Genomic DNA, 20,270 nt, shown 5'->3' with positions numbered 1-20,270 from the left:
TCGACTCAGGCTCACGAGCGGTCTCCGGACCGTCGGACCAGAAGCAGTCCCACTGCGATGGCGAGCACCGCGATCACCACCGAGGTCAGCGCGGTGGCCATGGCCTCCGGACGGGCACTGAGCTGCGTAGAGCCGAAGAGCCGCACCGCCCGCACCGAGAGCGGCTCGGGGGCCAGGGGGCCCAACAGCCAGGGGGACTCGTAAGAGCCGAGGGTATAGACGAACACCACCAGCCCCGAGACCACCAGCGGCAGGCGCGCCAGAGGCAGGATGACGTGGCAGAAACGCTGCCACGCGGAGGCGCCCAGGGTCGAGGCGGTCTCGCTCAGCGCCATGGCCGAGCGCGATATGCTTCCCAGGATCACCAGCGCCACGAACGCCGATTCTTTCCAGGCGAACTCCAGGATCACGGCCGTCCACCACTGCGTGGCCACCAGCTGCGGGAACCCCTCAGGCATCCCGAACAGTCGTGCCAGGAACCCTGCATCTGCGAGCAGCAGACCGATGGCGCCGGAGGCGACCAGGTGAGGGATCGGGATGGTGGCGGCACTCACCGCCGCGACCAGCCGCCCACCCCGCCCGGCGGTGAGGGCGTAGACGGCGATGAGCAGGCCGAGGCCGGCCGAGAGGACGGTGGACAGGGTCGCGATGTAGACCGAGACACCGGCGGATTCGAGCAGCGAGGTTGAGTCGGCCCACGCGTTCAGGCTGAGCTGCGGCTCGCCGAACACCGGCATCAGCCCCAGGCTCTGCAGCCCCACCATGATCAGTGCGGCACCGAGCACCAGGAGCACCAGGATCACGGCGGGGGCTGCGGTCAACACGGCCCGCCGCGTGGAGCTGCTGTTCGCTGCGGGACTGCTCAACCGCGTCCCACCGATTCACGCCAGGCCTCATCCAGAGCGGGGACCCAGTCGAAGTCCAGCTCCGAATGCGCGTTCTCTGAGAGCTCCTCATAGGAGGGCACCACGGGGGAGCTCGGCAGCTCCTCGAACTGGGTCTGGTCTGCGGAGTCCAGCCTGGTGAGATCCAGCACGGTGAACTGGCCCCACACGTCAGGATTGGCTTTGAGCGCCTGCTGCTCGGGGGACAGCGCAAGGTTCGCGACCGCCATGGCGCCGGCGGTGTCCGCGGCGTTGACCGGGATGGCCAGGAAGCTGGCGTTGCCCACCGTGCCCTCCTCCAGCGGCAGCACCCGCGTGGACTCCGGCAGCGCACCGGAGTCGAGGAGCTCGGTGAGCCGCGCCGGACCATAGGTCATCCCGTAGTCCACCTCGCCGTCGGTGAAGAGCTCGTTGAGCGCCTGTTCATCGCGCGGGTATGTGGAGCCCTCCCGCCAGAGCGAAGGCGCCAGCTCCTCCAGGGTCTGGATCGCCGCAGGAGCGAACTCCTCGAAATTCTCCTCGCTGTATTGAAGCGGGATCTCCTCGGCACCACCGGCCTGAGAGATCATCACCTCGCGCAGGAACACGCTTCCGGTGAAGTCGGGAGGTCCGGGGTAGGTGAACCTTCCCGGGTTCTCCCCGGCCCAGTCCAGCAGCTCCGGCAGCGTGGAAGGCGGCTCCTCGACGGTCTCCGAGTTGTAGAAATAGGTGAACTGGGCCTTGTGCCACGGGGACTCGCAGCCGTCGACCGGGGTGCCGAAATCATCGGTCAGCAGCGGATCCTGCGGGTGGGTGAGAGCCATGTTCGGCAGCATCTCGGTCCATCCGCAGCGCCAGGCCTCAGCCTGTTGGCCGGTGCTGAACGTGGGTCCGTTGACCCACACCAGGTCGACGGACCCGTCTTCACGGCCGGCCTGGCGCTCATCGAGCACCCGGTTCAGCGCGTCCGCGGTGTCAGTCACGGGCACCCGACGCAGGGTCACGCCCAGCTCCTCAGCGGCCGGGGCCAGGTGCTCATCCACGTAGGCATTGCCCTGCTCATCTCCGCCGTACATCCACAGATCCACCGTCTGACCCTCGGCAGCCTCCAGGACGGCGTCGAAGTCCTCAAACTCCTGGGTCTCGGCAGAGGAGCCGGAGGATCCGGAGGCGCAGGAGGTGAGCAGCAGCGTGGCGACCCCGGCTCCAGCAAGCGGCCCCAGCCGCCTCAGCCTGGGCGTGCGCGAGGTGTGGCGGATCATGTCATCGGTTCCTTCGGTTGTGGTGTGCGGACTGACGTAGGGTCAAGGCGTGAATGACCCACAGCAGGCGAGCCACGGGCCGACGGTTCCTGAGGCCGGTGAGCCGGCGCGAGGGGAGACGAGTGCGCGTCGGACCGCCCTGGCGAAGGCCCTGCTGCTGGTGGTGGCGCTGATCGTCTTCACGATCGCCGCCCTGGTCTTGCCGATCCCGTCGGTGGATCAGATGCGAGACCTGGTGGCCGAAGCAGGCTGGTGGGGTCCGATCGGCTTCGGCGCCGCGTACGCGGCGCTGACCCTTGCCCCGGTGCCGAAGAACATCCTCTCCGTCGGGGCCGGGGTGCTCGTCGGCTTCGGCCCAGGACTGCTGATCGTCTACGCCGCCGCCATGGTGGGGGCCTCCGCCGCGTTCTGGCTCGGCCGCGCGCTGGGCCGGGAGGCGGTGGAGCGGTTCACCGGCACCCGGGTCGCCAGGGTCGAAGATGCGCTGGTCCGGCATGGCTTCGCCGCCGTCGTTGGGGTGCGCCTGGTCCCGGTGTTGCCCTTCACCGCGATCAACTACTCGGCCGGGCTGACAGCTCTGGGCTGGTGGCCTTATTTCCTGGGCACGCTGCTGGGCATCATCCCGGGCACGGCCAGTTTCCTCGCGCTGGGCGCCTTCGGGTTCCAGCCGGGGGCGCAGATGGAGCTGGCCTTCGCGGTGCTGGGGCTGCTGACCTTGGCTGGGATCGCCTACGCCGTTCGACTTCGCGGAAGGAACGGACAAGCCGATGTTTGACACCCGTCTGCGTGCTGCGCTCGGACCGGCGCTTGATACCGGGGCACGCTGGCTGGATAAGCCCTGGGTCACGCCGAACCGACTCACGGCGCTGAATCTCGCCACCGGGCTGGCCAGCGCGGGCCTGGCCGCCACCCAGCACTGGGTTCCGGCGCTGCTCATGTGGCTGCTCTGTCGGCTGGCCGACGGTCTGGACGGGCCGCTGGCCCGGCGTCGTGCTCAGGACTCATCGCCGGGCTCCTCGACGGGCTCGGCGCAGGGCGGGTTCTTCGACATCTGCGCGGATTTCGTCGTCTACGGGGCCACAGTGATCGGTGTGGCGATCGGGGCGAGCGCGGCGTTCGACGTATCGCTGCTGCCGTTCATGCTGGTGCTCTTCGCGTATTACATCAACGGGGCCGCGTTCCTCGCGTTCTCCTCCATCGCGGAGAAGGAGGGAAGAACCCTCGACGACGGACGCTCGCTCTCCTTCCTCGGCGGACTGGCCGAGGGCGGTGAGACCGTTCTGGTGCACAGCCTGTGGCTGATCCTGCCCATGTTCGCGGGCCCCATCGCGCTGGTCTGGGGGCTGCTGGTGTGTCTCAGCGCCGCGCAGCGCATCGTCGCGGGGTATCACGCGCTGCGCTGAGCCGGGTGGGACCGGTGTCGGAACCTGGTGATCGCCGCGAGGGCCGCGGTGGCCGTCTTGACGGCCGGTGAGCTCAGTCCGCTGCTGGCATGGGCGATCGCCGCGTTCCACAGCGCATCGCTGAAGGTGGGATAGGCGTGGGTGACCCCGGCCAGCGCACGGGTGGTCAGCTTCTGCTCGACGGCGAGGCTCAGCTCGCCCAGCGATTCACCGGCACGGGGCCCGACGATCGTGCCGCCCAGGATGCGGCCCCGCTTGCCGACGACCAGGCGCACGAAACCTTCGGTGGATCCCTGGGCGATCGCTCGGTCGGTGGTCTCCAGGGAGACGGTTGAGGTGGTCAGGCCCGGGCCGGAGGCGTTGGTGATGCCCACGGCGGCGACCTCCGGGGAGGTGAAGGTGATGCGCGGAACCGTGGGGCTGACCGCGCGCCGGAGCCCCAGGACGGCGTTCGAGGCGGCGGTGCTGGCGTGGACCCCGGCGAGGTGGGTGAACTTTGGATGCTGGGTGACGTCCCCGGCGGCCCAGACCGCGGGGTTCGAGGTGCGCATCGCATCATCCACGAGGAGCTGTCCCGCGTCGTCGCAGTCCACTCCGATCCGCTCCAGCCCCAGCCCGGCGGTGCGCGCTCTCCGGCCGGTGGCGACCAGGACGACGTCCGCCTCGAGCTCGCGTCCGGCCTTGGTGGTGATCACGGTGCTGCCTGAGCTTCTGCCACCGGGGCCGCTGTGGACCTGCTGGGGCTCGTCGTCGAGGATGACGGTGGCGCCGTCACGCTCGAGGCTCGCGCGGACCAGAGCGGAGGCCTCGGGGTCCTCCTTGGGCAGCAGCCCGGACCGGGCCAGGATGCTCACCTGGGAGCCGAGACGCGCGAAGGCCTGTCCGAGCTCACAGGCGATCGGGCCGCCACCGATGACCACCAGTCTGCGCGGCAGCTCGGGGAGGTCCCAGATCGTCTCCGAGGTGACGAATCCGGCGTCCTCCAGGCCGGGGATCGAAGCGACGGCGGGGGAGCTGCCTGTGACGATCAGCGCCTGACGGAACCGGAGCTTCTGGCCGTCGACCTCGGCCTCGCCCGGGGCGGTGAAGCGGGCGGTGCCCTTGAGGACCCTCACCCCGGCGCGTTCAAGCGCCTCGGGGGAGTCCTCGGGTTCAATCGTCTCGATGGCGGCGCGGATCCGGGCCTGGACCTGGCTGAAGTCTGGTTCTGCGCCCGAAGCGTCCCGGGCTGCTGCGGCCTGCGCGGCCGCGGAGAGCAGGGTTTTGGACGGGATGCAGCCGGTCCACAGGCAGTCTCCGCCGGTGCGGTTCTCCTCGACCAGGAGGGTGCGGGCGCCCAGGCGGGCGGCGGTCTTGGCGCCCACGATTCCCGCGGTGCCGCCGCCTATGACCAGCAGGTCGATCGGGTGGTCCATGGGAGGAGGTCCTTCGCGCTGGTCGGATGAAACTCGGTAAGGCTACGTGGAGGAAACTGGTCGGTCTGTAAACCAGGACACTTTCATCGGTGACCGAACTGAGTAGGGTCAGAGCCAGCACGCGCAGCACCATGGGCATCATAGGCATGAAGGGGTAGAAGCATCGAGAAGTACACGGCCTTCGCGCCCCTCTATGACGTACTCTCCGGGGAGTACCCCGTCTACGGGGCCGGACGGCGTCGCCTGATCGAGATGCTGGAGCTCGGTCAAGGAGAGCAGGTCCTCGACATCGGCTGCGGGACCGGGATGAACTTCCCCCTGCTCCAGGAGCGGGTGGGGCCCACCGGCTTCGTCATCGGGGTTGATCGCAGCGCCTCCATGCTCGCCCAAGCCCGGCGAAGAGCGTCGCGCGAAAAGTGGGACAACGTCATCCTCATCCAGGCCGACGCCACCACGATGCAGCCCGCTGGCATCGCCGCCGAGGTCACGCGGGCCGGAGGACGGGCCCGCTCAGACGTGGCGATGGCCACCTACGCGCTGTCCTTGATGCAGCCCTGGGAGTGCGCCTGGGAGACCATGCGGGAGCTGACCACGGCGTCGGCGCGGCTAGGTGTGCTGGACATGCAGCGTCCCACCGGACTCTCTGCGGTGTTCACCCCTCTGGCGAAGGCCGCCTGCCGGCTGGGCGGGGCCGACATCGAGGCGCATCCCTGGACGGCGGTGGAGCGCGACTGCACCGAGATCCGGGCCGACTCGGTCCGCGGCGGACACCTGCAGATACGCGTCGGAACCACCTAGAAACCACAGAGGAATCCCACAGCCGGTGACACATACCTGTTCCGGCCCCAAGAAAGAGGAGTCACCACCATGACAGAGCACGAGCAGACATCGGATCTTGAGTGGGATTTCACGGGACTGAAGGCCGTGTTCTTAAACTGCACCCTCAAGCGCAGCCCCGAGCTCAGTCACACCTCCGGGCTGGTCGACCTCAGCGCGAGGGTGATGCGCAACCAGGGGGTCGAGGTCGAAATCATGCGGCCCATCGATCATCCGATTGCCACCGGGGTTTACCCGGACATGACCGAACACGGGTGGGAACAAGACGCCTGGCCAGAGATCTTCGAGCACGTGAAGGCAGCCGACATCATCGTCGTCGCCGGACCGATCTGGCTCGGAGACAACAGCTCGGTGACCAAGCAGATCATTGAACGCCTTTACGCGATGTCTGGGGTGACGAAGGCTGATGGCCAGTACATCTACTACGGCAAGGTCGGCGGGGCTCTGATCACCGGCAACGAGGACGGGGTGAAGCACTGCGCCATGAACATCCTCTACAGCCTCCAGCACATCGGGGTGACCATCCCACCCGGCGCTGATGCGGGATGGATCGGTCCGGTCGGTCCGGGACCGAGCTATCTCGATGAAGGCTCGGGTGGACCTGAGAGTGACTTCACCAACCGCAACACCACGTTCATGGCGTGGAACCTGATGCATATGGCGAAGCTGCTGCGACAGGCGGGAGGCATCCCTGCTTGGGGCAACGTGCCGGAGCAGTGGGAGGCGGGAGAGGATCTTGGTCTCGATCCCAACCCCGAGTACCGATGAGATGTTGGGCAGCACGGTCACTGTGTGGGGAAGTGGTCTCAGGATCTCCGCAACGCCAGTGAGGGCGCCGGGAGAACCTGGAGCGGTTCAGATCCCGTTTTCCCTTGCACGGGACTGCACTCTGGTACTGGCATGGCAAACCTGATGGATGTGGTGGTCACGATGAATATGGCTAGCTGTACTTCCCCGTGAGGTTCTGAACGAGGGATGAGGGAACACCGCGGCGCGAGAGTCTGCTTAGCGGCGTCGCAGATAGGTCAGCCTGGTTGCCGAGTGCCAGGGGGCTCGGCAACCAGGCGTTCGCGTATCGACGCCGCGATGCATTGCCTTGTCGATCGAGAGGTTTCGCGCGAGATCTCCTCGTCATAGAGGCCAGGCAGGCGGCTGAGGACGCGCTCGAGCGCACATCCCGGGCTTCGTCGGGCACGGATCTAATAACCCCGTGGTGTGAGCTCTTGTCGTTGACGGTCGAGTCGAGACCTGCATGCCGTCATTGCTGGCGGGGAGCCGGTCACATCAAACTGGCCCCGCTATTGCTCCTGAGTCGACGCACTGAGAGGCGCAGCGGGCGGGCCTTAGAACGGGCGAGGCAACAGACGCTGGCAGGCTTCTTCGCAATCGCGGCATGCCTGGATCGCCAACGAGCAGTGTTCGTACTGGTCGGCGTGGTGCGCAGCTTCCATCGCGAAGGTCGCGACAAAGTCGCGGCAGAGCATCAAGATCGTCCTTAAGAGGTTGCCGTCGGTCTCTGTGAGCCGAGACAGGAACCGGGCCGTGGTGGTACACATGTCCGCGGCATCCTGAGCAAGACGGATGGTGGAACGTAACTCAGCCACTGCATCTTCGGCCAGGCAGGAATCGGCGCAGGAGGTGCACGCCAGGGCCGCGTCTGTGCAGGCTTGAATGCACTCGGCCAGCACGTCCGGGATCGATGGGTCCACAGGATGAGCTGAGATCATTGCCGCGGCGGTGTTCATGTCGTCCTCATCTTCTCTAGCCCTCACAGCTGCTGGGCCAACGGTATCGAAGTCATTTATGGCTGGAAGCCAGGGCCGACGCATGGCCCACAAAGGAACAGCCTTCGACCCCCTGCCCAGGGGTTAGGCGGCGATTTCCCGCAACGCCTCCTCGGTGGTGAGGACGTCTAAGGCGATGTAGCGCAAGTTCGTCATGGCGGCTGCGTAGCCGTCTCCGAGCTCGGACTGGACTGAGGCCTCCGTTCCCGGTCGTGGCGTGGCGGCCTGGATGTGGCGGCGGGGCCCCGATCCGGGGAAGCCCGCCGCCACGACCGGACGGGTCGCCTATGCGGCGATCATCCCGTGCGGGTCGATCACGTACTTCCGGGCCGCTCCTTGGTCGAACTCCTGGTAACTCCGGGGTGCGTCGTCCAGGCTGATGGTGGTGGCGTTGACGGCCTGGGAGATGTTCGCCTTGTCCGCCAGGATCAGGTTCATCAGCTGGCGGTTGTACCGTTTCACCGGGCACTGACCCGTGGCGAACGACAGGGACTTCGCCCAGCCGGTACCCAGTTGAACGCCGATCTGGCCGACCTGGGCGTTCTCGTCGACGCCGCCCGGATCGGCGGTCACGTAGAGGCCCGGGATGCCCAGGGAGCCGCCCACCTGGGTCACCGACATGATGTCATTGAGCACTGTGGCCGGTGCCTCGTCGGCGTCGGCGCCGTGCCCGCGGGCCTCGAAGCCGACCGCGTCCACCGCGGCATCGACCACGGGGACCCCGAGGATCTGGTCGATCCTCTCCGGCAGCGAACCGTCCTGGGTCAGGTCGACGGTCTCGCAGCCGAAGCTGGCAGCTTGTTCCAACCGGTCCGCGTTCATGTCCCCCACGATGACCGCCGAGGCACCCAGCAGCTGCGCGGAGAACGCGGCGGCCAGGCCCACGGGACCTGCGCCCGCAACGTAGACCGTGGAGCCGGTCGTGACGCCGGCGGTGTACGCGCCGTGGTAGCCGGTGGGAAAGATGTCAGAGAGCATGGTCAGGTCGAGGATCTTCTCCAGCGCCTGGTCCCGGTCCGGGAATTTCAGCAGGTTAAAGTCCGCGTAGGGGACCATCACGTACTCCGCCTGGCCGCCGATCCAGCCGCCCATGTCCACGTAGCCGTAGGCTGCGCCGGGGCGTGCCGGGTTCACGTTGAGGCACACGCCGGTCTTGCCCTCGTTGCACATGCGGCAGCGGCCGCAGGCGATGTTGAACGGCACCGAGCAGATGTCGCCCTCCTTGACGAAGAGCACGTCGTCCCCGGTCTCGACGACCTCGCCTGTGATCTCGTGGCCGAGTGACTGGCCGGCCGGCGCAGTGGTGCGCCCTCGCACCATGTGCTGGTCACTTCCGCAGATGTTCGACGCCACCAGCTTGAGGATGGCCGCGTGCGGGGCCTTCTGCTGGATGCCCATCTTGCTGGCGACCTCTGACGGAAGTTCCAGCTTGGGGTAGTCGATCGTCTCGACCGCGACCTCCCCTGGTGCCTTGTAGACGACGACGCGATTTCCAGTCATTGTATTTCCCTTCGGTTGTCAATCTCTAATCAGCATAGAAAGCGGTAATGGTCCCGTTCGTGCCATGATTTCCTGCAGTGGGAACAGAGAATCCTCGATGTTTTTGGTTCCCTTGTCATGTTCATCTGTGAGCGGTCGACCTCGCCGTCGAAGAGGGTCTGCACGGTGTGGGGCCCGAAGGTCCGTTCCGGGTTGAGCGAGGCGCCAGTCAGCGGGGCAAAGACCAAGATCGCACTGGCCACGGCCAGGCCGATGACCAGGCTGGCCCAGCCCATGGGCGCACGCTAGCCCACGGCGACGGCCATGACCGCGAGCATGAGTACGAAGGTGCTCAGCGCTTCCGTCACGATGCCCTGGCCGTACGAGACGCCGGTGCTCAGGGCGGCCACTCCGCCGCCCCGACCCACGGCCCGCATCCCGAAAAAGGCCACCAGAAGGAAGCTGCCGACGGTGGCACCGAGGAATTGGGCCAGGACATACGGAGCCACCCCGACCCACGGGAAGCACCGGGTGACCGCCCGCGCGAAGGTCACGGCCGGATTGATGTGCGCACCCGAGACGCCCAGGAATGCGGAGATGGCGACGGCGACTGTGAATCCCAGTGCGATGAACCTGATGCCCGCATAGGTCAGGGCGCCTTAGGCGGTCAGGGCAGCCAGGACGGCACCCGGCACCCAAGGTCACCAGCACCGCCGTGCCGATCGTTTCGGCGGCCAGCCGCCGTACCAGGTGCGTAGTCATTTTCCCCACTTAATGAGCGAATGAGAAAATAGTAAATAGAAGCAAGCGACGCTCAATTGTCGCGAGCCTAGGCCGCGTTTTCCTACGGAGTCAAGGGTTGCCGGACCCCTCGGAAACACCCCCAGGCAGAGCCTGGATAGCAGGGCGAGGGTCAGGGCCATCGGATACTGACGTGGTAAGCCTCTCCAGGGGCGTGCTACATAGCCAGCTGACCTTCACCGGGCTTTAAATCGGGAGGGGTTATGCGTGCACTGTGAACCCGGCGCTTGTATGGAGTGGTTTTGGGGTGGGGGAGTGCCCGCCGATCGGCTTGCGGGTATCGACACGCAGGGGCGGAGCAGTGATGAGCCAGCAGTGCGGGAGGCCCAGGATCGGCTGGGGCGTGCATGTACACGATGAGCCACCCGGAGACCGGTCGGCTCGTTCCCGCCTGCGCTCAGTATTCCGTACTTGACTCGGCTGAGAACAAAACACTGCTCAAACTGCTGCCACTGCGGGTCAAAAACAACTAGGGCTTGTCTCTTATTTGCGTAGCCAGGCGATGACGGCGCAGAGCACTGCAGTAGCCCGATAGGTGATGGCCAGCTTCTCGTACCCCGTTGGACAGGTAGCTAGATAACCCGGTGCTTGCGCCCCTTGAGACGTCTCGCCAGGCCGCTACTGTGCTGAGCGGCGCCCAGCTCGCACTGCGAATGCGTCGATGGCCGCGAGGATCTCGTCGCTGCGCCAGAACATCCCGCGCTGGTGCTCATGCTGCTGCTTCGCGATCCCCGCAGCGACGATCGCCTTCAGCGGCGGATGCACGTTGGGTCGTGCGATGCCGAGTTCCTCGGCCGCCACGGCGGTATTGAGCACCGGTCGTCGCGCGAGCAGATCCAGGATCTTCCAGGCGTTGGAGTCAGTGCGAGCCTTCAGCCGGTGATTCCAGCTCTGACGGATCTCATCAATGTCAGCGACCAGCTGGCGAGCATTGTGCACAGCGCGCAGCGAGGCCGCGGCGAAGGCTTCGATGATCGGGTCCACGTCGCCTGCGCGATACGCGGTCAGTGCAGCGTGATATCCCTCAACGTCGGCGAGCAGCCCGGCAGATACCGGGACTGCCACGTTGCGGGTGACGCCGCGATGGCGCAGCATCGCCTGAGACAGCGCACGGCCGGTCCTGCCGTTGCCGTCGGTGAAGGGGTGGATCGTCTCGAACTGCGCATGACCCACGGCGACTGAGATCAGTGGGGCCACGCTGAGGTCGCTGACGAAGGCGACCAGGTCATCCATCAGTCCTGGGACATGGCTCTGGTGAGGAGCGACGAAGGAGGCTCCGACCGGGCTGTCTGCACGAGTGCCGATCCAGACCGGCTGATCTCGCCAGTGTCCCGGCGTGTGCCGCGGCTGGCCGGCCAGCAGCACCGAGTGCAGGATCCTGATCGAACCTGCGGAGAGATCTCGCGCGACATCCAACGCAGCATTCATGGCGCCGGTGTTCGCGGCGATGCTCTCGGCGTTGCGGTTGCCCTTGGCCCCGACCTCCACACTGAAGATGGCCCGGGCCGAGGCGGTGAGATTCTCGATCTGTGACGAGGACGCAGCTTCAGAGCGCAACAGTACCGGAGCGAACGCTGCCACGCGGGATCCCAGTTCAGAGTCGAAGCGGGTGAGCTCACGCTCGGCTTCGGCGGCAGCCTCACGGGCCGGGGTGCTGGGCTCCGGCGTGAGGCCCGCGATCTCGGGGGCCAGCGCTGATTGGTACCGAGTGCCGGCGAGATCCTGCTCCGCACGAGCGCCCCAGGCGGCGTGGGCGCTGGGCACCCACTGGCGGTCTTCGTATGACAGTGGAGGCCACTTGGTCGTCGAAGTCATAAGGGCCCTCCTGATCGTTATGAACTATGCCATTATCTCATAAGAGGTGCATCCCTCGTTATGACTTAGGACCCCATCTACTCGACGTTGATCAAGTCCCCACGCGCATGCGGGCCTGATCCAGAGGAACCGCGACTGTGCGAATAAGGTAACTCCCGCAGCTCGGTTTCTCCGGAGCTCGACGCTCCAGTTGTTCGACGTCGACGTCGGCGTCGACGTCGGCGTCGACGTCGGCGTCGACGTCGGCGATGGCGATGGCGATGGTGATGGTGATGGCGGTGGTGGTGGTGAGGATGAGCTCGATGCGGGGAAGGGGGGCAATGCCGCCGCTGACACTGTTCGCGTCTAAGAACGAGCCCCTCTGCGAGTCGCTGCCCTAACCAGCACCGCCGGCCTGAGCTGTGCGCACCGCTGAGGCCCAGGCTTCGGCCTCGACGAGCAGATACCGGGCATCGAGCTTGCCGAGCGGCCGCTGCTCACTCGGAAGCTCGAGCAGCGCAGAGATCTCATCGAACCGACTGCCGTTGGGCTCGGTGACATGGCCAGGGAGATAGTGGTTGTTCCATGCCCATGCCCAGGCCTAGGCAGTGGCGACGCTGAGGACCCTCTCCGCTTGAAGTCGGTGGGCCTCTTCGACGGTCATTGGCCACCACTCGACCCGCTCAAGGTTGGAGAGCAGCGACCCCTCATCGAGGTAAGTGATGCGGGGCCGCCGGGCCGTCGCCCTATTGGGCGGTCGACGGGGTGGGTGTGGTGAACCTATCGAGAAGGTGAGCCCAAGCGCGCGGACGACGTCGAAGAGCTTTCTCGCGCCAGTACCCTCGATGGTGCAGATATCGCACCGATCTCGTATCGACCCCACATCGACCCCACATCGACCCCACATCGACCCGAGATCGGTCTCATACCGATGCGACATCAGGGTGATAGCGGTATCGCACCGACGTGATAGCGGTGTCATACCGATGTGATGCCGGGGTGGTAGCGACGTGCAGTCAGGGTGAAGGCGATGTGCATTCACAGTGATAGCGACGTGCCGTCAGAGTGAATGCGGTGTGCATTCAGCGTGAAGGCGACTGGATAGTGAGGTTAGAGCAGTGTCACTTTGAAGAAGCGGCGCCAGGACGAGGGGTTCTCCTGGGTGTCAGAGGGTGTCCGTGAGGGACTCTCATGTGGAACACCTGGAGCGGGAGCAGGGGAGGGGGCGGGTTCACGGTCATAGTCGCGGCCGCGGCGCTGGATGGCCTCCAACCCGGCCAGCCCGAGCGACTGAGTGCTGATGATTCTGTCGTGTTCGCGGACCTCGGCCACCGCTGCAAGCATCTCGGCTTGGTGTACCTTCTCGGTCAGCTCGGCGATCCCTTTCTGCTCGGCACACGTCCCGGGTGTGTCAGGGACTGCTCCCGGCGTCTCAGAGGGTTTCGTCGGCAGGGGTATCGAAACCTGTTCCAGAGGTGCTGACCCCTCCCAGCGAGATCGTCGTCAGATGCCCCGGGAGGCACCATCTCGGTGTAACCCAGCCGCGCGAGACTCTGGCGCGGGGTCTCCCAAGAGCCGTTCTTCTCCCGGTGCGCCCCCATGTCTTCGAGAGATTCATCCTGATGCCGACGGTGCACCGTGGAGATGGACAGGTCGAAGGCCTTGAAGGTCTACTTCAGGGGAGCCGCATATCGTCATCGAGAGGTTCCTCCGGGATCTCAGAGGGTGCCTGGGGAGGGATGGTCGCCGAGTTTCAACGGCTCACCAGCCCAGACGCGTCCAGCGTTCAGTGATCCACCATCAACGCACGGTCATACGTCGACTGCAGATTCGTCCAAAATCGCTCCGACAGATCGAAGCGCTGCGCAAGCAGCGTGGCCACTTCTGGGGTGATGTCTTGGACGCCCTGCGTGATCGAGGTGAACTGCGCCGGGTTGAGGCCGAGCTCCTGTGCCACCTGCTCCGGTGCCAGCCCGAGCGGTTCGATGAATTCTTCAAGGAGAATCACCCCGGGATGGATGAGATGTGTCGAGGGCTCCACGACACCTTTCTTCGGGCTATTGGCCTCGTCGTAGGCCCGGGCCCGATCGAACTCAGCCCTATCAGGAAGTTTCATCTTCGCCAGGCGCAGCACGGGACCCGAGGTGGTGTGCCCCAGCTGCTCGTTCAGAGCCACTCTGACCTGCGCCCACAGGATGTCTCGATGCAGAAGCTTCAGAGCCACCAACCGAGGAAGCTCGGGCCCGTACTGAGCGCGTGCCAGGTCGCGTTCGGAAGGCACCTTCATCCCGGCTACCTTCCGCACATTGTCTGGGCTGTGTCGGTTCAGCTGCTTGTTCAGCGCGTGAGTGACCTGTGCAGACAGGATGTGCCGGCGCAGCTCGCTCATGGCCAGCCATCGCTCGGTCGGGTTCTCGGGACGCTCCATCTGAACAGTATGGCGTTGCAGGAGTGAAGCAGGGAAGACCCTAGCCCGTGCGTACAAGCACCGGTAAGCGACTCGTGCGTCGTCGCTTCAATGGGTAGGTGCCTCAAGGCGGCATTTATGATCGCGGGGGGCCCCTCCCAGAGTAAGGGGCAGGTCTGTTCTTGAGGTAGCTCGGAGACAGGAGGGACTGGTTGGGCACTCACCTCCAGGGGAAGCGGAAGAAGGATGACCACACCACCAGTTAGGTTCCTCGAGGCGCCGCCATTGGGAAACGAGTCCTTCGATCGATCGGACTGCCGCCGATGGGGCATCGCTCGGTAGCGGAATCGTAAGTCTTGCTCGGCAAAGCTCATCATAGGTCCAGGTCCGCGCATTCTGAGGATGTAGTGTCCAGTTATGACCGCCACCATTGGTAAGCCAAACATGACAGCCCTGCTCTCCGCAATCGACTCGCTTCCTCAGGAGTTCTTCACGGCCTACCGTGGTGGTTACCCGTATTCGATCGGATTAGCACTCGTAGACGCCGTCCACTCCATCCGGGCGTCCTATGATTCGGAACACCCTGGCAGGGGTGTGCTCAACCGGGTGATGCAGTTCAGGTCTGATCACCCGGATGCGGTTGACGACCTGCGGGTACTGGCCGCTCTGGACGAACATGCCATCCAGAAGGTCATGGGGGAGGGCAAGACCAGCCAACGGACCAAAAGTGGGGCAGTCCTAGACGCTGCGCGCGCATTGACGGCCCTGGATCCTCCGATCGTCCGTGCTGCGGATTTCACAGCCGGACGCCGCGAGGACGCGCGGAGGGCGTACACGGGGGTGCATGGACTCGGGAAAGTCACCTTCACCTACTTTGCCATGCATCTGGGTGTCCCGGGGGTGAAAGCAGATTCGCTACTGACTCGGTTCGTCGCTCGTCACGCCTACGGGGATGAGTCCTTAAAATCGGCCTCAAACCAAGTGGTCGCATTGGTGAACCAGGCCTACGAATCTCGTCCCCAAATCGCCGAGACCCTGACGCACTTCGAGCATGCGCTCTGGCGCGCGGAGAGCAAGGGAAACGCCAACTGACGAAGCCACTCCGTGTCAAGTGCTTCAGTAAGGGTCCGACAATCCTCACCGCTGAGTGGAGGGGGCAGTCTCGGGAAGCGCCCGTGCCGCTGGATCGAAGGTCGCGAGTACCCCCGGGGCGGGGTTCGCCGCTGGCCTTCTATTGCAGGCGCGTGTCCCAGGCGCTGCGGCCCTTTCGAGGGCAGTTGCAACTGGCGGCCGGCACAGGGCGCTGCATATGGACGGAGATCAGAGCCCGGCCAGCAACTTCGTTTTGGCCGCAGTGAACTCATCGTCGGAGAGGATTCCGTCTCTGTGTAGGTCAGCTAGCTCGCGGAGTCGCTCCGAAAGGGTCGGACTCGTGGCAGTCGCAGCAGAGTGCGTCTCGACCTGATGAGGTTCTGGCGGGGCTTGAGGTGCCGCCACTTCGATGATGTCGATGACCGAGTTCCCTGCGGTCTCTAGAACCAGGCCCACCTCGTTGTGCCCTTTGAGGCTCCTGTTCATCACGCCGTTGTGGACCTGATTTATCAGTGTGTAGATCTCTTTGTCAGTAACGATGGTCAAGAAGGACTTCCGCGCCTCGTTCTTGGCGAGGTGTGCGATCCCCGCAGCCGCGAGCCCAGGGGCACTGCTTTTCATGAAGGCCTTGCCGCCCTTCATCAGTCCGGACACCGCTGGGCCCAGTGAATTTTGAAAGCCGGAAGATTGCTCCTGCCCAGGCTGTGTGAACTTGATCGAACGCAGCTGTTCGTACGGCGTCTTCTTGGAGATCTTGGCGGGTTGCTGCGCATTGTCTGACGCCGTCGCGACACGGACGTAGCCGCCCTGGTAAATCTCGACTGTCGAGGTGCCGAAGACGCCACTTGTAACGAGCGGGCCAGCAGCCTCCGCGTCCGCCAGGAACTTGCGGCCCAGCTCTTCTCTCGCGGCTTGCCTGTCCGTGGAGGCCTTCTTGACCGCCGCTCCGAGCTTGGAGAAGGCGCTGTCCTTCTTCTTTCCAGAGTTGACTGTCGCCGGGTCCTGATCCGCGTTCCACCCTGTCGGTGTCTGATCCTCCATGGATAGATTCTGACACAGGCGGCAGGTCACGCGAGGTCCTCGGCGGCGACTCGCGAAGCTAGTGCCCTCGCGGTTCTGGCGCATTGCTATCGAAGCTATGTTCGATAGATACTGAGGCTCCCATGCGTATCGAACAGATCCAGAGTCTCGATGAGACCGACGTAGCTCGGGGCCTCTTGCGGGCTCCGGAGTCTGTGGCGGCGGGCTATCCGTCCCCGGCCCAGGATTACCAGACGGCTCCGATCAACCTCTCTGAGTACCTCATCCGAGATCTCAACAGCACTTTCCTCGTCCGGGTCTCGGGTGACTCAATGGAAGGTGCGGGGATCAGTGACGGCGATGAATTGATCGTGGATCGCTCACTGACCGCGGGAGACATGTCCGTGGTGATCGCTATTCTCGACGGTGAAATGACCGTGAAGCGGCTGAGGCTCATCAATGGGGGAGTGGTGCTCCAAGCGGAGAACCCTTCCTACCCTCCGATCGAGGTTCAGGAGCTGTCTGAACTCGATATCTGGGGAGTCGTCCTCAAGTGTATCCACAACGTGTAGCCGACCCGACTGCGCTTGAGGGCCGCGATTTCATCGGCCTCATCGATGTCAACAGCTTCTACGTCTCGGCCGAGCGAGTCTTTGACCCCAAACTCCGGGACCGGCCCGTAGTGGTGCTATCAAACAACGACGGTTGCTGCGTCGCGTTGAGCAGGGAAGCGAAGGCGCTGGGTATCCCGATGGGGGAGCCGTGGTTCAAACTCGCAGCCTCGGCCGAACGGCTGAACCTGGTGGCGAAGTCCTCGAACTACGAGCTCTACGGCCAAATGTCGGATCGCTTTATCTCGGTCCTGCAGGACTGCGCGCCGGAGGTGGCGCAGTATTCGATCGATGAGGCGTTCGTGAAAGTCCGCGGCACCATGTCTGAACTTCTGAGCTGGGCGAAGATGGTGAAGGACCGGCTCTGGAAACACCTGGGTCTACCGGTGTGCGTGGGGATCGGACGCACCAAGGTCTTGGCCAAGCTCAGCAACCGGGCGGCCAAGAAGCTCGACCATCTAGGTGGGGTGTGTGTCTGGGAATCCGTGCCCGAGCGGCATCGAGAGCAGCTCCTCTCCACCCTCCCGTCGATGAGGTGTGGGGGATCGCCGGCCGCATGGCCAAGCGGTTCAACGCAATGGGCATCGAGACGATCCAACAGTTCCGGGATGCTGACCCGGTGATGATCAGGGACCGGTTCAGCATCGTCATGATGCGCCTGGTCTTGGAACTGCGTGGGGTGCCGTGCCTGCCCTTCGAGGAAGCCACAGAGATCAAGGACCAACTGATCTTCTCCCGGTCCTTCTCTGAGCCGGTGACCACTCGGGCCACGATGGAGCAGGTGCTCGGGATCTATGCCCAGCGTGCCTCGGCACGGCTGCAGAAGCATCATCGTCAGGCCAAGGTCGTCACTGTGTGGGCGATGACCAGCCACTTCAACGCTGACGGTGCCCATGGACCGTCGGTGACGATCAAGCTGCCCAGTGCCACGGCGGACCCAGTGATCTTGACGCGAGCGGTGAAATCGATTCTGCCGAAGATCCACGAGGGGGTACGCTATGCCCGTGCTGGGGTGGTCGTGACAGATCTCCGAAAGACTGGGTTGGAACCGACCTTTGACTTGTTTGCCGATGCGCACGAGGATCGCGGGATCGGTCCGTTGATCGAGTCAATCCGTGCGAAGCTCGATCAACCGGCTATCGGCCTCGGTGCAGCGGGGTTAAAGACTGGTCCTGCGTGGGAGATGCGCCGCGAGATGCGGAGCCCTCGGTATACAACCCATTGGGACGAGCTGCCGGTCGTCCACGCGGTCTAGGGCTGCCCTCCTGGACCGCGCCAGAAGGTGGTCTCCCGAATGGTGGAATAGACCAAGTATCCGGTGGAACGGTAGGCATAGATAGATGGGTAGATAGGTGGACGGGGAGATTGATAGGTAGCCAGATATCTACCCACCTATGGAGGGGCAACGTTGCCTGCAGGCAGTCTCTACGGGTTGAAGTCCCACCTTGCACCACCGGTCCCAGAGGCACGGCATAGGCTCAGGCCTCAGCGTCGACGAGCAGGTACCGCATGTCGAGGTTGCCAGGCGGCCGTTGGGCACGAGAAAGCTTCAACAGAGCAGAGATCCCACCTAGCCTGCTGCCATAGGGCTCAGCGACGTCGTGATGGTTTCGACCCAGGCTGTGCCAATGCTCATGACCCGGTCCGCCATCGAGATCAGCCACGCCTCCCCCCGAGACCAGCGTCTACCCACCGTGGTCCTGAAGAAGGCGGTGTTAGTCCTTCAGGAAGCGGATGTCATTGTCTCGTAGGGACGTCTTCAGTCCACCCTGTTGTCATGGAGCGGGTCGAAACGCGGAGTACTGGTTGCGCGTGACCTCACTCATCAAACTGAGCTTATCCAGGAACCTCTGTCCTAGTTCATAGACGTCTGCCGTCTCAGCGCGGATCACGTCGCTGACCGCGTCAGGCAGGATCGTGGCGAGCTCGTAGACCCGGGCGCAGAGGAGTCCTGCATCAAGGCCCGTCTCTGCGGCGAAGCGCTGCCAGTGGCGCGGTTCGATTTTGCCGAGCTGGGACTCTCGGCCGATCTTCATCGCCGCGGAATTCAGACCCGTCTGTGTCGATGCGTCGTATGGATAGCCCGAGGCGACGTCGTAGAGCGGCGTCAGGGCCACCCGGTCGGGGGCGAGCATGACGCCGTAGTTCTTCGCGTGAGCATCCGGGGCGCCCAGCAGGTAGTTGGCGATGAGTCCATCGATGAACGGCTTGATGTTCGCCGGCCCGCGTCGACCTGAGGTCTCACGCAGCAGTTCCACGATGTCTACCGCACGGGGTCCCCCGCTGGACTCGTATTTGGCTCGGGGGTAGACCGAGAGCGCCTGGCACATGTCCTCCTGGTGGATGCGTACCAGTCGCCCATCTTGACCTCGCCGGCGGTCGAAACGGGTCACGATCAGCGCAAACTGATCCTCGAACCGTCGGAACCGGGTCTTGGCCGCGGAGAGACCCATCCTGCGCAACGCGCCCATCGAGATGTGCTCGTTCAAGGCCTGGTCGTGGAGCTCGGAGATTCCTGGCTTGATGATGTGGGTCGTGGGTTCGGCTCCGGTGACGCTGAAGAACCGGCCGTCGATCTCACGCACCGCGAACTTCGACTGAGCGCCGCCTAGGGACCAGTGCTCCTGGGTGGCGACCCAGCTGGTGGCTGCATCAGCCCTGAGCTCGCGGAGACGACTCGCGATGTCGCGCTCTGAGAGTGGATGTAGCTCACCAGAGCCGGAGAGCACCGCATCACGACGATCGGGGTGGACGAACTGGACCGCGCCAGCGCAGTCCTCGCCGATGTGCCGCAACAGAGAGAACGGGTTGGAGCCAGAAACGCCGTACTTGGCGCCCATTGCCTCCCTGACGTCAGCCCGATCCGGGAGCAGGCCCTCCAGGAACGGACGCACCGTCCGGTTGCCGTGGGTGAGCACTGCAGTGGGCATGGACAGCGACACCGGTGTCGGCAGGTCCTCGGCGAGGTACTGCAGCTGGAAGGAACCTCCGCGGGTCTCATGAAGGTCAGCGACGTGTTCGTTGTAGAGCAGGACGTTGAGAACCTTGGTCACGAGGGCTGCTCCATGTCATCTGGGCCGTCCATGAGGCGCAGCGCATCGAGAGCTTCCTGGCTCGGCTGTCGTGTCGGAGCCTCCTCAGGAGAGAAGATCCCGAAGCTTAGATCCAAGGCCCGCAACGTGTCGAAGAGCTTGGTTGCATCCGGGGACTTGGCCTCCCCGTTCTCCACCGAGATCAACCAGCGCCGCGAGACGTTGGCCTTCTGGCTCAAAGCCACCTGGGTCAGTCCTTCGGATCTGCGGGCATCGCGGATCGCGAGTCCGAGTTCGCGAACGTTGTTCAGCTTCCTCATAAATGTCACCGTACTTGCACATTCATGAAAGTGCAAGATGCGTAACATTAAAGCGAGCGGCCGGGGCAGAAGCACGCCAGCACGAATGAGGGCTCGGGAAACTGATCCAGAGGAACAGTGGCCATCGAGGCCGCCACGGTAGCGCTCGTC

At 64.5% G+C, this 20,270-nt stretch carries 20 protein-coding genes and 1 pseudogene; 9 read left to right on the top strand and 12 right to left on the bottom strand.

Annotated elements, in window-relative coordinates; genetic code table 11:
• Nucleotides 1-11: 11 nt before the first annotated feature.
• Both IY716_RS11600 and IY716_RS11595 read right to left on the bottom strand, forming a co-directional pair.
• A complete protein-coding gene (locus IY716_RS11600) occupies nt 12-866 on the bottom strand; it encodes an ABC transporter permease subunit (protein ID WP_218221854.1) in 855 nt (284 codons plus the stop codon).
• Complete coding sequence (locus tag IY716_RS11595; RefSeq protein WP_218221853.1) at nt 863-2,125, bottom strand: ABC transporter substrate-binding protein; 1,263 nt, start codon at nt 2,123-2,125, stop codon at nt 863-865. Before IY716_RS11595 ends, IY716_RS11600 begins: the two co-directional genes overlap by 4 nt.
• 49 nt (nt 2,126-2,174) lie before the next feature.
• On the opposite strand from IY716_RS11595, the gene IY716_RS11590 reads away from it, so the two are divergent.
• Together IY716_RS11590 and IY716_RS11585 are read left to right on the top strand one after the other, a co-directional pair.
• Nucleotides 2,175-2,900: a TVP38/TMEM64 family protein gene (locus IY716_RS11590; protein WP_218221852.1), complete on the top strand. Its 726-nt coding sequence runs from the start codon at nt 2,175-2,177 to the stop codon at nt 2,898-2,900.
• The gene (locus IY716_RS11585) at nt 2,893-3,528 is read left to right on the top strand and encodes a CDP-alcohol phosphatidyltransferase family protein (protein ID WP_218221851.1); all 636 of its coding nucleotides are present in this window, start codon (nt 2,893-2,895) and stop codon (nt 3,526-3,528) included. The genes IY716_RS11590 and IY716_RS11585 overlap by 8 nt, the downstream gene beginning before the upstream one ends.
• Here the strand turns inward: IY716_RS11585 and IY716_RS11580 are convergent.
• Entirely contained in the window at nt 3,513-4,943 is a 1,431-nt protein-coding gene (locus IY716_RS11580) for an NAD(P)/FAD-dependent oxidoreductase (RefSeq protein WP_218221850.1), read from the bottom strand. The two genes, IY716_RS11585 and IY716_RS11580, sit on opposite strands and share 16 nt — an antisense overlap.
• A 252-nt stretch (nt 4,944-5,195) precedes the next feature.
• On the opposite strand from IY716_RS11580, the gene IY716_RS11575 reads away from it, so the two are divergent.
• Both IY716_RS11575 and IY716_RS11570 read left to right on the top strand, forming a co-directional pair.
• Nucleotides 5,196-5,741, top strand: coding sequence for a class I SAM-dependent methyltransferase (locus IY716_RS11575; RefSeq protein ID WP_218221849.1), 546 nt, complete (start codon nt 5,196-5,198; stop codon nt 5,739-5,741).
• A gap of 69 nt (nt 5,742-5,810) precedes the next feature.
• The gene (locus IY716_RS11570) at nt 5,811-6,548 is read left to right on the top strand and encodes a flavodoxin family protein (protein WP_218221848.1); all 738 of its coding nucleotides are present in this window, start codon (nt 5,811-5,813) and stop codon (nt 6,546-6,548) included.
• A 575-nt stretch (nt 6,549-7,123) separates the two neighbouring features.
• Here the strand turns inward: IY716_RS11570 and IY716_RS11565 are convergent.
• The 4 genes and pseudogenes from IY716_RS11565 to IY716_RS11550 form a co-directional block, all read right to left on the bottom strand.
• Complete coding sequence (locus IY716_RS11565) at nt 7,124-7,525, bottom strand: four-helix bundle copper-binding protein (protein WP_218221847.1); 402 nt, start codon at nt 7,523-7,525, stop codon at nt 7,124-7,126.
• 324 nt (nt 7,526-7,849) lie between these two features.
• Complete coding sequence (gene fdhA / locus IY716_RS11560) at nt 7,850-9,064, bottom strand: formaldehyde dehydrogenase, glutathione-independent (protein ID WP_218221846.1); 1,215 nt, start codon at nt 9,062-9,064, stop codon at nt 7,850-7,852.
• A gap of 29 nt (nt 9,065-9,093) precedes the next feature.
• A pseudogene (locus tag IY716_RS11555) lies at nt 9,094-9,630 on the bottom strand (MIP/aquaporin family protein).
• An 832-nt stretch (nt 9,631-10,462) separates the two neighbouring features.
• Nucleotides 10,463-11,659, bottom strand: a complete 1,197-nt coding sequence (locus IY716_RS11550; protein WP_218221845.1) for a Fic family protein — start codon at nt 11,657-11,659, stop codon at nt 10,463-10,465.
• Nucleotides 11,660-11,849: 190 nt separating this feature from the next.
• Here IY716_RS11550 and IY716_RS11545 point away from each other — a divergent pair, with 190 nt between their 5' ends.
• Nucleotides 11,850-12,008 (top strand): hypothetical protein, encoded by a 159-nt coding sequence (locus IY716_RS11545; RefSeq protein ID WP_218221844.1) that lies wholly within the window; start codon nt 11,850-11,852, stop codon nt 12,006-12,008.
• A gap of 1,416 nt (nt 12,009-13,424) precedes the next feature.
• Here IY716_RS11545 and IY716_RS11540 read toward each other — a convergent pair.
• Entirely contained in the window at nt 13,425-14,066 is a 642-nt protein-coding gene (locus tag IY716_RS11540; RefSeq protein WP_218221843.1) for a HigA family addiction module antitoxin, read from the bottom strand.
• 396 nt (nt 14,067-14,462) lie between these two features.
• Here IY716_RS11540 and IY716_RS11535 point away from each other — a divergent pair, with 396 nt between their 5' ends.
• Nucleotides 14,463-15,137 (top strand): hypothetical protein, encoded by a 675-nt coding sequence (locus tag IY716_RS11535; RefSeq protein ID WP_218221842.1) that lies wholly within the window; start codon nt 14,463-14,465, stop codon nt 15,135-15,137.
• 228 nt (nt 15,138-15,365) lie between these two features.
• On the opposite strand, the gene IY716_RS13855 is transcribed toward IY716_RS11535, so the two are convergent.
• Nucleotides 15,366-16,178, bottom strand: coding sequence for an SHOCT domain-containing protein (locus IY716_RS13855; protein WP_255316751.1), 813 nt, complete (start codon nt 16,176-16,178; stop codon nt 15,366-15,368).
• A 122-nt stretch (nt 16,179-16,300) separates the two neighbouring features.
• Here IY716_RS13855 and IY716_RS11525 point away from each other — a divergent pair, with 122 nt between their 5' ends.
• The 3 genes from IY716_RS11525 to IY716_RS14085 are packed head-to-tail and all read left to right on the top strand — an operon-like array spanning nt 16,301 to nt 18,023.
• Nucleotides 16,301-16,729 (top strand): LexA family transcriptional regulator, encoded by a 429-nt coding sequence (locus IY716_RS11525; RefSeq protein ID WP_218221841.1) that lies wholly within the window; start codon nt 16,301-16,303, stop codon nt 16,727-16,729.
• Nucleotides 16,711-17,391, top strand: coding sequence for a hypothetical protein (locus IY716_RS14090; protein ID WP_369699699.1), 681 nt, complete (start codon nt 16,711-16,713; stop codon nt 17,389-17,391). The genes IY716_RS11525 and IY716_RS14090 overlap by 19 nt, the downstream gene beginning before the upstream one ends.
• Entirely contained in the window at nt 17,325-18,023 is a 699-nt protein-coding gene (locus IY716_RS14085; RefSeq protein ID WP_369699698.1) for a DUF4113 domain-containing protein, read from the top strand. Before IY716_RS14090 ends, IY716_RS14085 begins: the two co-directional genes overlap by 67 nt.
• A gap of 223 nt (nt 18,024-18,246) precedes the next feature.
• On the opposite strand, the gene IY716_RS11515 is transcribed toward IY716_RS14085, so the two are convergent.
• The 3 genes from IY716_RS11515 to IY716_RS11505 form a co-directional block, all read right to left on the bottom strand.
• Nucleotides 18,247-18,432 carry a hypothetical protein gene (locus IY716_RS11515; RefSeq protein ID WP_218221840.1) on the bottom strand — a complete coding sequence of 62 codons (186 nt, stop codon included), beginning with the start codon at nt 18,430-18,432 and terminating at the stop codon, nt 18,247-18,249.
• A gap of 111 nt (nt 18,433-18,543) precedes the next feature.
• A complete protein-coding gene (locus tag IY716_RS11510) occupies nt 18,544-19,821 on the bottom strand; it encodes a type II toxin-antitoxin system HipA family toxin (protein ID WP_218221839.1) in 1,278 nt (425 codons plus the stop codon).
• A complete protein-coding gene (locus IY716_RS11505; protein WP_218221838.1) occupies nt 19,818-20,120 on the bottom strand; it encodes a helix-turn-helix domain-containing protein in 303 nt (100 codons plus the stop codon). The genes IY716_RS11510 and IY716_RS11505 overlap by 4 nt, the downstream gene beginning before the upstream one ends.
• Nucleotides 20,121-20,270: the final 150 nt, after the last annotated feature.

The sequence above is a fragment of the Nesterenkonia sp. Act20 genome (assembly GCF_019173455.1).
GTDB lineage: Bacteria > Actinomycetota > Actinomycetes > Actinomycetales > Micrococcaceae > Nesterenkonia.
This window is presented reverse-complemented; position numbering and strand designations above follow the sequence as displayed.

What these genes read in the sequence shown, in the direction of transcription:
- IY716_RS11505 (WP_218221838.1), bottom strand. Translation starts at nt 20,120, where the DNA reads ATGAGGAAGCTGAACAACGTTCGCGAACTCGGACTCGCGATCCGCGAT.
- IY716_RS11595 (WP_218221853.1), bottom strand. Translation starts at nt 2,125, where the DNA reads ATGATCCGCCACACCTCGCGCACGCCCAGGCTGAGGCGGCTGGGGCCG.
- IY716_RS11535 (WP_218221842.1), top strand. Translation starts at nt 14,463, where the DNA reads ATGACCGCCACCATTGGTAAGCCAAACATGACAGCCCTGCTCTCCGCA.
- IY716_RS11585 (WP_218221851.1), top strand. Translation starts at nt 2,893, where the DNA reads ATGTTTGACACCCGTCTGCGTGCTGCGCTCGGACCGGCGCTTGATACC.
- IY716_RS14085 (WP_369699698.1), top strand. Translation starts at nt 17,325, where the DNA reads ATGGCCAAGCGGTTCAACGCAATGGGCATCGAGACGATCCAACAGTTC.
- fdhA (WP_218221846.1), bottom strand. Translation starts at nt 9,064, where the DNA reads ATGACTGGAAATCGCGTCGTCGTCTACAAGGCACCAGGGGAGGTCGCG.
- IY716_RS11550 (WP_218221845.1), bottom strand. Translation starts at nt 11,659, where the DNA reads ATGACTTCGACGACCAAGTGGCCTCCACTGTCATACGAAGACCGCCAG.
- IY716_RS13855 (WP_255316751.1), bottom strand. Translation starts at nt 16,178, where the DNA reads ATGGAGGATCAGACACCGACAGGGTGGAACGCGGATCAGGACCCGGCG.
- IY716_RS11525 (WP_218221841.1), top strand. Translation starts at nt 16,301, where the DNA reads ATGCGTATCGAACAGATCCAGAGTCTCGATGAGACCGACGTAGCTCGG.
- IY716_RS11580 (WP_218221850.1), bottom strand. Translation starts at nt 4,943, where the DNA reads ATGGACCACCCGATCGACCTGCTGGTCATAGGCGGCGGCACCGCGGGA.
- IY716_RS11570 (WP_218221848.1), top strand. Translation starts at nt 5,811, where the DNA reads ATGACAGAGCACGAGCAGACATCGGATCTTGAGTGGGATTTCACGGGA.
- IY716_RS11575 (WP_218221849.1), top strand. Translation starts at nt 5,196, where the DNA reads ATGCTGGAGCTCGGTCAAGGAGAGCAGGTCCTCGACATCGGCTGCGGG.
- IY716_RS11540 (WP_218221843.1), bottom strand. Translation starts at nt 14,066, where the DNA reads ATGGAGCGTCCCGAGAACCCGACCGAGCGATGGCTGGCCATGAGCGAG.
- IY716_RS11565 (WP_218221847.1), bottom strand. Translation starts at nt 7,525, where the DNA reads ATGAACACCGCCGCGGCAATGATCTCAGCTCATCCTGTGGACCCATCG.